The organism is Tenuifilum sp. (assembly GCF_037481895.1).
GTDB lineage: Bacteria > Bacteroidota > Bacteroidia > Bacteroidales > Tenuifilaceae > Tenuifilum > Tenuifilum osseticum.
On record NZ_JBBFKU010000028.1, the window covers coordinates 14,562 to 28,035 of the forward strand.

The window sequence follows — 13,474 nt, forward strand, 5'->3', positions numbered from 1 at the left end:
AAAGCAGCCTAAACCTTCTATAGGAACTGGAGTTTAACCTCCTTTAAGAACTTATCCTGAAGTATATTGGCAATTCGCTTTACCACAGTCCGTCGTATTTCAAGTTCAACAGGCAAGTTTGGGTCCTGGTGTGCAACGTTTATACAGGTGCCAATCACAAATTCAATGCTATCGCTTTCCAAAATAAGTTTAACAAGTTCATCGGCAGGGCCTTTGCCAAGGTTTGTGTTCTCGTTATACGATTCAAGAATGGTGTTAACCTTGCTAAGGGTTAAAATACCTTCGGTAACAAGATCGGCTCCCTCCATTTGGCTAATTGGAGGTAAATCAGGATCGGTAAATTCTAAGCTATCCTCAACACTTCGTTTTAGCTCCCTGGCAATGATATCAACGGTGGTAGCTCCGCAAATTGCCTTTTTCCCCTCAAAGGTGTCAAAAATCTTGGCAAGCTTGGTGTCGTTCTCCTTTTCGTACGGTGGGCCAGTGCAAATAAGGAGTTTTCTGGGGTTACGGAAGTATATTGTTACACACGAGGTATCATCCTTTGGATGATATCCATCGTTTAGGCTGGCCATATTTACCACCTTGGTGCTTAGCTTCCGGGCCGAAATATCGGGTTCGTTTTTAACCATTCGTTTCACAAATTCGCGCGCCTCGTCGCCCCAGCCGAAAGGGTAATCGGCTGAGCCCAGCCCGGATTGAGCAACTCCATCGGTCCAAAGGATTATTCGGTCTTCCTTTTGCGGAACAAACGAGCAGAACTTTAACTCCTTACCGGCATTTTTTTCGCTGTTAAGAATTATGCATTGCCACTCGGGTTCAAGTTCCTCGGTTCCGCGCATGATCAGGCATTGAGGGTTGTCGTATTCCAGTATGCGAGTTTCACCGTTGTGGTCAATATCAACAATGGAAAATGTAGAGTAACTCATTTTGCGGACTGAGCAAACCGGAAGGGTATTCATAATAATTTCAGCAATGGTGTTAACTTCCTTATGCTCTATGGTGAAGTTAAGTGCCATAGTAGATGTGAGGGTGGCCAGTACGTTTGCCTTAACACCATGCCCCATGCCATCGGATAGCACAATTATGGTGCGCTCCTCATCCTGTAACCTGCGCGAGTAGAAAACGTCGCCACAAATACGCTCCTCGTCGTGATTCTTTTGCTGGCAGTTTACCTCTATGAAAAATTTACTCGACATGGTTTTAGGTTACTATGCTTTATCGTCGTTATTTTTTCCCTCGCGGTATGTTTTTATGATTGAGTTGAGCATCTTTTCGGTTTCCGACGCCCCTTCGCCCAGCAGGAATCCGATGTTTTGTACCATGGCTAGGTTTTTATCAATAACTTCGGTAATTCGTTTAATAACCTCCTCCTTCTGAACCTCTGGGGCATACATATCGCGGATAACTGCCCCAACAATGCTGTTGGGTTTAATGGTGAATACTGAAAGGTTAAGCAGCTTATCCTTGTACATCACATCGCGGTTCAGGATATCAGTGTTATTTTGGAGCACGCTGGTAAAAAGGTTATGGATGTTGTATGGGAGCAGGGTTTTAAGGTCGGCACCAACAAGTCCGGGGATTATCTCATTAATCTCCAAAGCATCGTCGCCCAACAGATCAATAAAACTCTGATTGCTCTGGAGTATTTTCATTTTCTTGTCGATAAGCACTACTGCCGAAGGCAGTTTTTTAAGCATGGCGGTAATGGTTTCAGTAGCTTCCCGGGCTGCCTCTTGCTCGGTTCTAGCTTTCTTTTCTGACTCCCTAAGGGCTTCCTGGGTTTTTGCGAGTTTTTCGTTAGTGGCCTGTAAGGTTTTTATGTATTCCTGGCGCTTTTTAAGGGTAAAGTTCAAGCACATATCAGTATGGGCAAGCCCCGATGCTACAGCCGAGGCAAAATCGTAGCACGAGGAGTATCCACATGCCTCGCACCCCGAATCGCGCCCAACAAACTCTTTGTCAATCACCTTTAAAACCTCTTCAAGTTTATGCTCGTTGGGTGTAGGAAGGCGTTGGTCATCAATTGTGAAACCCCTTGAGAAATTCCCAAGACTATTTTTTGCGATATTTTTTTCCCATTTTTCGCGATCAAAGGTTTTTAATCGCTTGTTAGCGTAGTTAACCACCATTGTTCGCCTGATGAACTTTTTCCCACCTCGTGAGGTTCCAGGCCCCATCAAGCAACCTTCACAGTAGAAAAGATTGAAATGCCTGTTTATCAGATCGATGCTGGTTTCAAACTGCTCAAGGGCTTGTAAGGTGTTATTTGGACCATTGGTGCTGATTACTGTACCGGTGAGCAGATCCTCGCTAATATCTACAGCTTGCAGTATACCCCGCCCAATTGGGAACAATGAACCCTTATATCCAATTGGCTCGTCAAATTCGGAGTATTCCAAATTGCTCTCCTTGATGTTAAACTCCTCAAAAAGTTCCCTTAACTCAACAAATGTGAGATTCTCATCAATTCTTCTTTCGTCGTCGTAATGCCTAATTTCTTCTTTGCTTTGGATACATGGGCCAATAAGAACTACTCTAACGTTAGAGCCATACTCTTTCCTAACCGCCATGGCTGTAGCCACAACTGGGGAGATTATGGGGGCAAGGTTTTGAGCAATCTCGGGGTGGTATTTCTCAACCATCGACACCACCACCGGACACATGCTGGTAATAAAGTACTTGCCTTTAAAATCTTCGAAAAGCTTTTTGTATTCCCGCGCAACCAGGTCAACCCCAAAAGTTACCTCGCAAACGTAGGTAAAACCTAGCTGCTTAATCATCTGTACAAACTTACGATAATCGGTGATATCAGCAAATTCACCCGAAATACTTGGGGAACAAATAGCCGCAACAGGTTCGTCGCCTTTAAGTAGTTCCAAAACCTCCTTTTTTGAGGATCTATAGCTTACGGCATTAACCGGACAAATATTTAAACAGCTCCCACATCCTACACATCTGCTATCAATTATTCGAGCGTAGTTTTGGCCTGCCTTCACCTCAATGGCTTTTACAGGACAAACCCTAACGCATGCGTAGCAGTTAATACAGGTTTGCTCGTCTATTCTAAACAGTTGTGACATAAGTCTCCTTAAAGTAACTCATTTGTAAGAATGTCAATAATTCCATTTTCATCAACCCCGGTATAAATTTTACCGTTAATAGAGATGTTAGGACCTTCGGCGCAGTTACCAAAACAATGTCCCCCGTGGAAGTTTACCTTGTCTTTCAAATCGTGATCGTCCAAAAATTTCATTATTGCCTTGAGTGTGGCCTTATTACCCCTTGCAAAGCAGGAACTACCCAAACATATAATTAATTCGGCTCGTTTACTCATCTTAATGTTATTGGTATAACACTATTTCAAAAAGCTAAGATAGGGTTTGGTTTACAAATTATGCCTGAAATTTAATCATTTTTTAAATCAAATCACTTATCTGTAATCGTTTTAAATAGATAAAATATTGGTATTAGGCGAACAATTTTTGTAATGTTTTATTAAATTGTTCCGTGATTAACAAGATTTTATTTGTTGTAATAATTTGATTACTAAAAAGATATGTCTCTGTTAGTTGTTTAACAGATGAATTAGAATGGTGGGTTAACTATGGTTCTAATTACTACCTTACTTTAAAGCTATGTCAAACGCCGAGAAAATTGAGGAGATTCTAGAACGCTACAGCTACTTAGGTTCCGATAGCCTTATCCCAATTCTACAGGATATTCAAAACGAGTTGGGAAGTCTGAACGAGGAAGCAATTGTTCTGGTAGGGCGAAAGTTAAACATGCCTACTTCCAAAATTTATGGCTTAGCCACATTCTATAACCAGTTTAAGTTTGAAGCTAAGGGGAAAAATCATATCTGCCTTTGTAATGGCACCTCGTGTAGGCTAAAGGGTGCCAAATGGAATATGGTTTACCTTGAGGATAATTTGAAGCTGAAAAATGGCCAAACAACCCGGAATGGTCAGTTTAGCCTTGAGGTGGTAACCTGCATGGGTGCATGTGACCATGGCCCAGTGATTTCCATTAACGATGAGTATTACCGTGAGGTTGACCCCGAAAAGCTTAAAAATATTTTGAACGATTTAACCCAAGAGTAAACATGGCTCGGTGCGATTCAAAAGCAGAAATATCTTTTATAAAAGATGCTGTTATTCCAAACCTTCACGATGGGATATGGCCTACCGAGGTAAGCGCTAAGCTCAGCGCATTAAGGCATGAACGGGTTAGGCAGCCAATAATATATGTTGGCGTAACTACATCGTCCATTGTTGCAGGAGCGCTAAAAACCAGGTCAGCCATTGAGCAGTACCTAGACGATTACTCTGTTGATGCCGATGTAATATGTGTTGGTAGCCATGGTTTATGCTCCCTTGAGCCCATTGTTGAAGTGCAGATGCCCGGCAGGACTAGAGTGGCTTTTGCCAATGTAACTCCTGAAAGGGTTAACTCCATACTCGATGGAGCTCTTAATGGTTTTATTCAGCCTGAGAATGTCATTTTCCAATACTTTTCCGAGATTCATGAGCCTTGGCATGGAATTCCTTTTAGAAACGAACTCCCATTTTTTAAAAAGCAAAACCGTGTGTTGCTTAAAAATGCAGGTATCATTTGCCCCGATAGTATTGCCGAGTATATTGCCCATGGCGGATATAGCGCTTTGGCTAAGTCTATCAGGAAATACACCTACGACGATATTTGCCGCATAGTTGAGGAGAGCGGATTACGCGGAAGGGGCGGTGGAGCCTTCCCCACAGGCACCAAGTGGCGCAAAGCGTTACAGGTTGCAACCAGCGATCGATACCTGATTTGCAATGCCGACGAGAGCGACCCTGGGGGATTCATGGACCGACTGCTGATTGAAAGCGATCCGCATAGGATTGTTGAAGGAATTATACTGAGCTCGTATGCCGTGTCGGCAAGTAAAGCAATTATTTACATACGCGATAGGTATAAGATTACCATTCAAAGAATACAGAATGCTATTGAGCAGGCCTATGAGGTGGGACTACTTGGATATGATATTTTAGGGAGTGGCTATTCGCTCGATATAGAGGTGCGTAAAGGCCCCGGGGCTTACGTATGCGGTGAGGAAACTGCCTTGATTAAAAGCCTTGAGGGTAAACGTGGAATGCCCAGCATAAAACCACCTTACCCTGCTGAATTTGGATTAAATGGCAAGCCCACTGTTATCAATAATGTTGAGACTTTAGCCAATATCCCCGAAATTATCAGTAATGGGCCTCAGTGGTTTGCCGCTTTAGGAACTGAGGGGTCAAAGGGAACGAAAATTTTCTCCATTAATGGTCAGGCGTCTCAAACCTGTATGGTTGAGCTAACCTTTGGTGAACCCCTTGCAGCTTTGCTTGACCTTGCAGGAGGGGTAAAGGACGGAAGGACTTTCAAGGCATTGCACCTGGGCGGCCCTTCTGGGGTGAGTGTTACAGCCGACGAACTTGATGCCCCTATTGACTTTGATGAACTTCCGAAACGAGGGATAAGCCTAGGATCGGGTGGCGTTCAGGTTCTTGACAATACCGTGTGCATGGTTGACCTGGTGAAATACTTCATGCACTTTATCCGTAACGAGAGCTGCGGTAAATGTATTCCTTGCCGTGAGGGATCAAACCGGATGTACCAAATACTCGATAACATATCGAAACGACCAGTTAGTAACGAAGGGCATAATACCCTTGAACGGTTTAAAGGTGTTATTCAGCTCGAAACCCTGGCTGAGGTTATGCGCGACACATCGCTATGCGGATTGGGGCAAACGGCACCCAAACCAATCCTTAAAGCTCTAAAATCGTTCCGCGATGAGTTTGAGGAGCATATATTTGACCGGAAGTGCAGAGCAAGCGTTTGTCGCGATTTAAGGACATTTTACATTGATATTGAGCGTTGTACGGGTTGCACTGCCTGTGCCAAGAAGTGCCCAACACAGGCCATATATGGGACACCACGTTCTCCCTACTTTATTGTTGAGGAGCGTTGTATAGGATGCGGTATATGTCAGGATACATGCAAGTTTGGAGCTGTTTTCTTCAAGTAAAGTATTTGCTGCTATGAACATTACCATCGAAGTAAATAATAGAACAATACAGGCCCATAAAGGCGATACCATTCTTGAGGCCTTAAACCGTAACGGTATCAGGGTCCCCACTCTTTGCAACATGACCGATTTAACCCCTTCAGGGGCATGTAGGCTATGCGTCGTTGAGGTTGAGGGTCGCGATAACCTTGTTACCTCATGCTCGCATGTGGTGGAGAATGGTATGCGAATTATGACCCACTCACCTCGAGTGGTGCGCGCTCGTAAAACCCTGGTTGAGTTGCTCCTTGCCAACCATCCCGACGACTGCTTATACTGTGAACGGAACGGCTTTTGCGAGCTACAGGATTTAGCAGCAGAGTTACACATTCGTGAGCGTAAGGTTTTACGAAAGTCGTTCACTCAAAAGCTTGATCTTTCCAGCCCAAGTATTGTTCGCGATCCGGCTAAGTGTATTCTTTGTGGAAGATGTATAAGGATTTGCGATGAGGTTCAATCGGTATCAACCTTTGAGTTTGTCAACAGGGGATGCAACATGTATGTGGGTACCACTTTATCGCGCGATTTAAACTTCTCAAACTGTATTGGTTGCGGACAGTGTGTACTGGTTTGCCCCACTGGTGCTTTACATGAGCGTCAAAATGTTGCCGAAGTAATGGATGCCCTGAGCAATCCTGATTTAATCCCTGTTGTGCAGATTGCCCCTTCAATTTCGGTTTCGGTAGCTACTGAGTTTGGGCTTAAACCCAGTAAGGATGTTAATGGTTTGCTGTACAATGCATTGCGAAAAATTGGGTTCAGGTATGTTTTCGATACTGCTTTTGCTGCCGATGTCGCTGCAATTGAAATGGCTGCTGAGCTCATTGATCGAAAGGGAAAAGGCAGCAATCTCCCCATGTTCTCATCATGCTGCCCGGCATGGGTTAAGTTTGTTGAACAGTGGTATCCGGATTATATTCCGGCACTGAGTGCCGTTAAATCGCCTCAGCAGGTAATGGGATCGTTAATCAGGAACTACTTTGCTGCCGAAAATGAATTAAATCCTTCAAAAATTTTCTCCGTTTCCGTAATGCCTTGTTTGGCCAAAAAGTTTGAAGCACAAAGGGAGGAGATGACTACCCGTGGCCTATCCGATGTGGATACGGTATTATCAACACGTGAATTGGTTAGGCTGATTAAGCTTTACGGTATCGATATTCAGGGGATTGAATCGCAACATCCCGATAAACCTTTTAATATTCGTAGTTCGTCCGGAAAGCTATTTGGAATATCTGGTGGTTCAGCCGAGGCGCTTGCCCGGGTGGTTTACCATAAATTAACTTCAAAGGAACTTAATGATAGTAAGATAACCGAGGTTAAAATAGTTTCGGGGGTAAAGGCATTCTCTTTCAATGCCGATGGGCAAACATTCACCTTTGCAGTTGTTAATGGGTTAAAAAACATACATTCAATTCTCCCGGTTTTAATGGGAGGCGATGTTAAGCTGGACTACATCGAGGTAATGGCTTGCCCCGGTGGTTGTGTAAATGGCGGTGGCCAGCCCTATGTTGACGAGGAAAAGTATGTTAAGTTGAGGGCTAAAGCAATTATTGAAATTGATGAGGCGGAAGGAATTAAGTGCGCAACCCGGAACCCTGCCGTACAATCCATATACGATGAGTTTTTAGGGGAAACCGGTAGTGAAAAAGCCAAAAAATTTCTATACACCCGATATTCAAAGCGGGAAGTTTTACTTTAAATGGAACAATTCGGCCATAGCATGGATATGAATCGGGATAAGAGGAAATTGGTATACACCATTAAGGAGCTTTGCAGGGTGTGTTATACCTGTGTTAGGGAGTGTCCGGCTAAGGCAATTAAAATTGTAAATGGCCAAGCCGATGTAATATCGGAAAGGTGCATTGGTTGCGGCAACTGCGTTAAGGTATGCAGCCAGGATGCAAAGGTGTTTTTACTAACCCGCACCGAGGTAAAAAGCATGCTGCAGAGCGGCGAGAGGGTTGCTGCTCTTGTAGCTCCAAGTTTTCCCGCTGAATTTACTGAGATTGATGATTACCGCTACTTTGTTGGAATGCTCAGGGCTTTGGGGTTTAGTCATGTTTTTGAGGTTGCTTTTGGTGCCGATTTGGTAGCTAGCCGTTACAAATCGTTGCTGGAGGATAGGTCAGGAAAGGGTTATATCTCAAGCGATTGTCCGGCTATTGTTACATACATCCGTTATTACCATCCCGATTTAGTAGAAAATTTAGCACCCGTGGTGTCGCCTATGGTAGCCATAAGCAGGGTGGTAAGGCAAATTGACAGTAACCTGAAACAGGTTTTTATTGGTCCTTGCATAGCCAAAAAGGATGAATCCATTGAGATTGACGAGGCTATAACCTTTCGGGAGTTGCGGGTTCTTTTTGAGCAGGCCAGTATAACGCCCGAAAGCGTTGAACCATCGGATTTTGATCCACCCCATGCTGGCCGCGGGGCCATATTCCCGGTTAGTAGGGGGTTAATGCAAACCGTTAACATATTTGATGACCTAATTGAAGGCAACATCACAGTAGCCGAAGGACGAATTGGCTTTCAGGAAGCCATAAAGGAATGGGAATCGGGTAACCTGAAGGGACAAAACCTTGAGCTACTTTGCTGTGAGGGTTGCATAATGGGGCCCGGCATGTCGCCCGGAGGCAAACGTTTTGAGCGCAAAACCTATATCAGCTCCTATGCCCGTAATAAGGTAACCCCTGATCAGCTAAAAGAGTGGGAACTTGCCATATCAAAATTTAAAGACCTTGACCTTACACGTAGCTTTAATCCCGATGATAAACGAATAGCTAAGCCTACCGATGATGAGATAAACAAAGTGTTAGCCAAGATGGGTAAGTTTACCCCTCGCGATCACCTGAACTGTGGCGCATGTGGTTACGATACTTGCACCGAGCACGCTATAGCCATTGTTGAAGGCCTTGCCGAGGTTGAAATGTGTTTACCTTACGCTATTGAGGAACTGCATGAATCAATCAACGATCTAGCCATTTCCAATGAGAAACTGGCAAAAATGCAGCAGGCTCTCAAGCATTCCGAAAAACTCGCCCATATGGGGCAGCTTTCGGCCGGTATTGCTCACGAGCTTAACAATCCTTTAGGTGTTGTTTTGATGTATAGCAATATCCTGCTCGATGAGTGTAAACCGGACGATCCCCTTCGTAAGGACTTAGAGTTGATATCGTCGCAGGCGGAACGGTGCAAGAAAATTGTTAGCGGTTTGCTAAATTTTGCCCGCAAGAATCAGGTTAAGGTGGAAAAGGTTAATGTTAAAAAGTTGGCTGAGGATAGCATTGCAGGGGTTGTTATCCCTAAGAATGTTACCACCAATGTGGTTTGCCGAACCTCAAACCTGATGGCGAGTCTCGATTACGAGCAAATGATGCAGGTGCTTACAAACCTGAACAAAAATGCCTTTGAAGCCATGCCTAATGGTGGCGACCTTACAATTGTTATCGACGGCGATGACCATCAGATTTCAATCAGCGTAATCGATACTGGTGAAGGGATACCCGAGGAGAATATGGATAAGCTTTTCACCCCATTTTTCACCACTAAGGGAATTGGCAAGGGAACAGGTTTAGGTCTTGCCACTACCTACGGAATTGTAAAGATGCACAAGGGCAAAATAGATGTTGAGTCCAACACCGACCCCCAAAAGGGACCTACCGGAACAACCTTTAGGATAACCCTGCCCCGTAATGCGGAAAACGAATTAGGAAACGATAATAGTTAACTAAACGCAATAGCCATGGCTAACTCACGAAAAACCATTCTAATAGTTGACGATGATACCGACTACCTGTTTCAGCTTAAGTTTCATGTCGAAAAAATGGGCTTCGATGTGGTTACCGCTGAAAGTCAGCGTGAGGCTGAGAATATCCTAAAGAATATCAAACCCGATTTAGCCATACTTGACCTAATGATGGAGAACGAGGATAGCGGTTTTATTCTTAGCTACAAGCTAAAACGAATGTATCCCGATGTTCCCGTAATAATAGCCACTGCTGTATCGGCTGAGACAGGCATGTCGTTTGGCATTTCAAGCGAACAGGAACGCCAGTGGATTAAGGCTGATTTATACCTCGAAAAGGGAATTCGCCCCGACCAGCTGCATCGTGAAATTCTCAAATTGCTTAAGGTGTAAAAATGGAAGTTGTTGATATACTTGTTGTTGACGATGAACCGGGAATTCGTTCCGGTATAACACGTATTCTTAGGAACTTCACGGTTAGCTACCCATTCCTTGAGGATGATATAGGCTTTAATGTTATTGAAGCGGCCACAGGTGAGGAGGCAATCGATATTATCAAGCGTTCGAGTCCAGCCATTGTATTACTCGATAATAAACTACCAGGCATTCAGGGGGTTGAGGTTTTGCAGTTCATCAACCAGAATCACCCCGATATACTGGTAATGATGATTACATCGTATGCATCGCTGGAGTTGGCTATTAGGGCTACAAACATTGGTGCCTACGATTTTGTTCCCAAGCCCTTTACTCCACAGGAACTTAAGTCATCCATTGAGAATATCACCAAGCATTATTTCCTGCGGCGTATGACCCGCAAGCTCCATCGTGAGGGCAAGCAGGTTCGTTTTCAGTTCCTTACCGTGCTCTCGCACGAGCTAAAAGCACCCCTTAATGCCGTTGAGGGCTACCTTAAAATGATGCAGGAGAAGCAGGCTGGCGAGAGTATCGACAGCTACATGGATTTTATCGACCGCTCGCTTGCACGAATCCAGTCCATGCGTAATCTAATAATGGATCTACTCGACCTCACGCACATTGAGTCAGGCAAACGGCAGCGAACCCTTCGTGAAATCGACTTAACCCTCGTGGCCCGTTCGGCCATTGAGACCATGACTCCCCTTGCCATTCAGCGCGACGTCAACCTTTGCCTGCAAACCACAGAACCGGTTATCATGCTTGCCGATTCCGACGACATGGAAATTTTGTTCAACAACCTTATTTCCAATGCCGTGAAATACAATAAACCCAGCGGGTGGGTTAAGTGTAGTATCTGCAAAACAGCATCAGAGGTTACGCTAGTTGTATCCGATTCAGGAATTGGCATCGAACCCGAGGATATACCTAAACTTTTTCAGGAGTTTACTCGCATCAAAAATCCGCAGAGCAAAAATGTCACCGGAAGCGGCTTAGGACTTTCAATTGTTAAGCGAGTAGTGGATTTATATGGCGCTAGAATTGATGTACAAAGCGAGCCTGGTGCAGGATCAACCTTTACCATTACATTCCCTTTACCCGGTTCCGATACCCTTAACGATGGTATATAAATCCACTTTATTTTAAACAGCCGTTTGTTAACTGAAAAAAGTTAAATAGTTTTGTGTTGGAAAATGTAATAGTTGAGCTATGGATAAGGCAAACCTACCCGAAAAAACCATTGAGCGATTAAGCGAATATCGCAGAACCCTTCTGAATTGCTTAACACGAGGGAAAACTCATATCTACTCACATGAGCTCGCCGGTTTGCATAATATCACAGCGGTTCAGGTAAGGCGCGACTTGATGCTTATTGGCTACTCCAGCATGAAAAAGAAAGGGTACGATGCACAGGAACTTATCAAGGTTATTGGCGATATCATCGACCACAAAGTAGGATTAAATGTAGCTGTTGTTGGTATGGGTAACCTAGGACGCGCTATCACTACCTATTTCAATGGCAAGCGCCCTAAACTTAATATAGTTGCCGCTTTTGATGTAGATCCCAACAAGGTTAACAGGGTAATTTCTGGAGTAAATTGCTACCACATGAAGGAGTTGCCCGATGTTATTAAACGTAACGATATTTCCATTGCCATTATCTCATCGCCACCCGATACTGCCAATCAAGTTGCCGAGCAACTTGTTGCAGCTGGTATAAAGGGTATTCTTAACTTCACCACTATTCCTTTAGTTGTACCTGAGAATGTTTACCTTGAGGAGTACGATATGATTACCTCCATGGAGAAAGTGGCTTACTTTGTTAAACAGGGCTATTCCCGGTAAACGATAGTAATGAAAGTACATTATGGCTTTGATGGTATAGGGGAAATAACTAATCCGGTGGTCACCACTGGGTCGTTTGATGGGGTTCACTTAGGCCATAAGGTAATCATTAACAGGATAAATGAGATTGCTCAAAGCATAGGCGGCGAGTCGGTTCTTATTACCTTTTACCCTCATCCGCGCAAAGTGCTTTACCCTGAAACTGCTGGCAAAAACCTGATGTTTATCCTGTCGCAGCGCGAAAAAATTGAGCTGCTTAGCAAAACCGGCCTCGATCATCTAATCATAGTAAAATTTACTCTCGAATTTTCAAAAATCTCATCGGTACAATTTATCAGGGATTACTTGATAAGTAAGCTGAACGCTCGATATATCGTAGTTGGTTTCAATCATCATTTTGGACACAACCGCGAAGGCGATTACGAGGAGCTCAAAAAATTGAGTTCGGAGTATAATTTTATGGTTGAGGAGATACCCGAGCAGGATATCCAACAGGAAACAGTTAGTTCCACCACTATTCGTAAGGCTTTACTTGAAGGGAAAATACAACGGGCAAATGCTTACCTTGACCATTACTACATGATTATTGGTGCTTTGGGTAAGGGTTCGCACTTTTTTGGCAACGTGGGCTTCCCAACCCTAACGGTTCAAATTGAGGAGGCAGGCAAGCTCATTCCACCGGAGGGCATTTATGCCGTTTCGCTTGAATGGAACAAATCATCGTATCGTGCCATGGTTATCATTTGGTCAAATGGCGATAATACAGATTTGAACCCAGTTTTGACAAGGAATGTTGAGCTTCATATCCTCAATTTTGATGGTATGCTTCACAGTAGCGATGCCTATATTTACTTTCATAAGCAGATAACCGATAGAATTGATATTTCCGATAACAGGTTGTTATTCCAACAGCTTACACAGGCAGCCAAACAGGTTGATGAGTTAATTTATTAACAGTAATGATATTTATCATTGTTAACCAATTGTATTTTAACGTATCTTTGGGGCATAGTTAATCGTATAAGTATTTAGGTTTTTTGAAATGTAATTCCTGCATCTGAGGTTGGTAGATGTTTGCCACCAAGGATTCAGAAAATGAGTCTGATCCAAAGGAGATAGTCTGATGGAAAAGAGAATCGGAGCTGCACTAATTCTTGTTGAGAACCGCGAGAGCGCCTCAAGGCTGAACCAGATCCTTTCGGCCCATGCCGATATTATTATTGCCCGTCAGGGCATACCGCTCCAGCAGAGGGGTATTAGCGTAATATCGCTTGTGCTTGAAGGAACAACCGATGAAATTGGAGCCCTTACCGGGCCCATTGGTAAGCTCAGCGGTGTTCAGGTTAAAACCTTAATGCTCAAAGGGGTGTAGT

General features: G+C 44.0%; 12 protein-coding genes. 9 read left to right on the forward strand and 3 right to left on the reverse strand.

Annotation, left to right across the window (positions count from 1 at the left end):
- Window positions 1-17: 17 nt before the first annotated feature.
- The 3 genes from WHS63_RS09295 to WHS63_RS09305 are packed head-to-tail and all read right to left on the reverse strand — an operon-like array spanning window position 18 to window position 3,337.
- Window positions 18-1,199, reverse strand: coding sequence for a SpoIIE family protein phosphatase (locus WHS63_RS09295; protein ID WP_369489775.1), 1,182 nt, complete (start codon window positions 1,197-1,199; stop codon window positions 18-20).
- Between the two features lie 12 nt (window positions 1,200-1,211).
- Window positions 1,212-3,083 (reverse strand): [Fe-Fe] hydrogenase large subunit C-terminal domain-containing protein, encoded by a 1,872-nt coding sequence (locus WHS63_RS09300; RefSeq protein WP_369489776.1) that lies wholly within the window; start codon window positions 3,081-3,083, stop codon window positions 1,212-1,214.
- An 8-nt stretch (window positions 3,084-3,091) separates the two neighbouring features.
- The gene (locus tag WHS63_RS09305) at window positions 3,092-3,337 is read right to left on the reverse strand and encodes a (2Fe-2S) ferredoxin domain-containing protein (protein WP_369489777.1); all 246 of its coding nucleotides are present in this window, start codon (window positions 3,335-3,337) and stop codon (window positions 3,092-3,094) included.
- 301 nt (window positions 3,338-3,638) lie between these two features.
- Here WHS63_RS09305 and WHS63_RS09310 point away from each other — a divergent pair, with 301 nt between their 5' ends.
- From WHS63_RS09310 to WHS63_RS09350, 9 genes are all read left to right on the forward strand, one after another.
- Window positions 3,639-4,103, forward strand: coding sequence for an NADH-quinone oxidoreductase subunit NuoE family protein (locus tag WHS63_RS09310; RefSeq protein ID WP_445204871.1), 465 nt, complete (start codon window positions 3,639-3,641; stop codon window positions 4,101-4,103).
- A 2-nt stretch (window positions 4,104-4,105) separates the two neighbouring features.
- Window positions 4,106-6,055: an NADH-ubiquinone oxidoreductase-F iron-sulfur binding region domain-containing protein gene (locus WHS63_RS09315; RefSeq protein WP_445204872.1), complete on the forward strand. Its 1,950-nt coding sequence runs from the start codon at window positions 4,106-4,108 to the stop codon at window positions 6,053-6,055.
- 13 nt (window positions 6,056-6,068) lie between these two features.
- Window positions 6,069-7,793, forward strand: a complete 1,725-nt coding sequence (locus tag WHS63_RS09320) for a [FeFe] hydrogenase, group A (protein WP_445204873.1) — start codon at window positions 6,069-6,071, stop codon at window positions 7,791-7,793.
- Between the two features lie 21 nt (window positions 7,794-7,814).
- The gene (locus WHS63_RS09325; protein ID WP_445204874.1) at window positions 7,815-9,824 is read left to right on the forward strand and encodes a [Fe-Fe] hydrogenase large subunit C-terminal domain-containing protein; all 2,010 of its coding nucleotides are present in this window, start codon (window positions 7,815-7,817) and stop codon (window positions 9,822-9,824) included.
- Window positions 9,825-9,839: 15 nt separating this feature from the next.
- A complete protein-coding gene (locus WHS63_RS09330; protein WP_445198694.1) occupies window positions 9,840-10,235 on the forward strand; it encodes a response regulator in 396 nt (131 codons plus the stop codon).
- A gap of 2 nt (window positions 10,236-10,237) precedes the next feature.
- Window positions 10,238-11,386, forward strand: coding sequence for a sensor histidine kinase (locus WHS63_RS09335; RefSeq protein ID WP_445204875.1), 1,149 nt, complete (start codon window positions 10,238-10,240; stop codon window positions 11,384-11,386).
- Between the two features lie 79 nt (window positions 11,387-11,465).
- Window positions 11,466-12,101 (forward strand): redox-sensing transcriptional repressor Rex, encoded by a 636-nt coding sequence (locus WHS63_RS09340; RefSeq protein ID WP_369489784.1) that lies wholly within the window; start codon window positions 11,466-11,468, stop codon window positions 12,099-12,101.
- A 9-nt stretch (window positions 12,102-12,110) separates the two neighbouring features.
- On the forward strand, window positions 12,111-13,055 hold the full coding sequence (ribF, locus tag WHS63_RS09345; RefSeq protein WP_445204876.1) for a bifunctional riboflavin kinase/FMN adenylyltransferase: 945 nt from the start codon (window positions 12,111-12,113) through the stop codon (window positions 13,053-13,055).
- Window positions 13,056-13,224: 169 nt separating this feature from the next.
- A complete protein-coding gene (locus WHS63_RS09350) occupies window positions 13,225-13,473 on the forward strand; it encodes a TM1266 family iron-only hydrogenase system putative regulator (RefSeq protein ID WP_369489786.1) in 249 nt (82 codons plus the stop codon).
- Window position 13,474: the final 1 nt, after the last annotated feature.

Coding starts and splice junctions, on each gene's coding strand:
- WHS63_RS09295 (WP_369489775.1), bottom strand. CDS start 1,199: ATGTCGAGTAAATTTTTCATAGAGGTAAACTGCCAGCAAAAGAATCAC.
- WHS63_RS09300 (WP_369489776.1), bottom strand. CDS start 3,083: ATGTCACAACTGTTTAGAATAGACGAGCAAACCTGTATTAACTGCTAC.
- WHS63_RS09305 (WP_369489777.1), bottom strand. CDS start 3,337: ATGAGTAAACGAGCCGAATTAATTATATGTTTGGGTAGTTCCTGCTTT.
- WHS63_RS09310 (WP_445204871.1), top strand. CDS start 3,639: ATGTCAAACGCCGAGAAAATTGAGGAGATTCTAGAACGCTACAGCTAC.
- WHS63_RS09315 (WP_445204872.1), top strand. CDS start 4,106: ATGGCTCGGTGCGATTCAAAAGCAGAAATATCTTTTATAAAAGATGCT.
- WHS63_RS09320 (WP_445204873.1), top strand. CDS start 6,069: ATGAACATTACCATCGAAGTAAATAATAGAACAATACAGGCCCATAAA.
- WHS63_RS09325 (WP_445204874.1), top strand. CDS start 7,815: ATGGATATGAATCGGGATAAGAGGAAATTGGTATACACCATTAAGGAG.
- WHS63_RS09330 (WP_445198694.1), top strand. CDS start 9,840: ATGGCTAACTCACGAAAAACCATTCTAATAGTTGACGATGATACCGAC.
- WHS63_RS09335 (WP_445204875.1), top strand. CDS start 10,238: ATGGAAGTTGTTGATATACTTGTTGTTGACGATGAACCGGGAATTCGT.
- WHS63_RS09340 (WP_369489784.1), top strand. CDS start 11,466: ATGGATAAGGCAAACCTACCCGAAAAAACCATTGAGCGATTAAGCGAA.
- ribF (WP_445204876.1), top strand. CDS start 12,111: ATGAAAGTACATTATGGCTTTGATGGTATAGGGGAAATAACTAATCCG.
- WHS63_RS09350 (WP_369489786.1), top strand. CDS start 13,225: ATGGAAAAGAGAATCGGAGCTGCACTAATTCTTGTTGAGAACCGCGAG.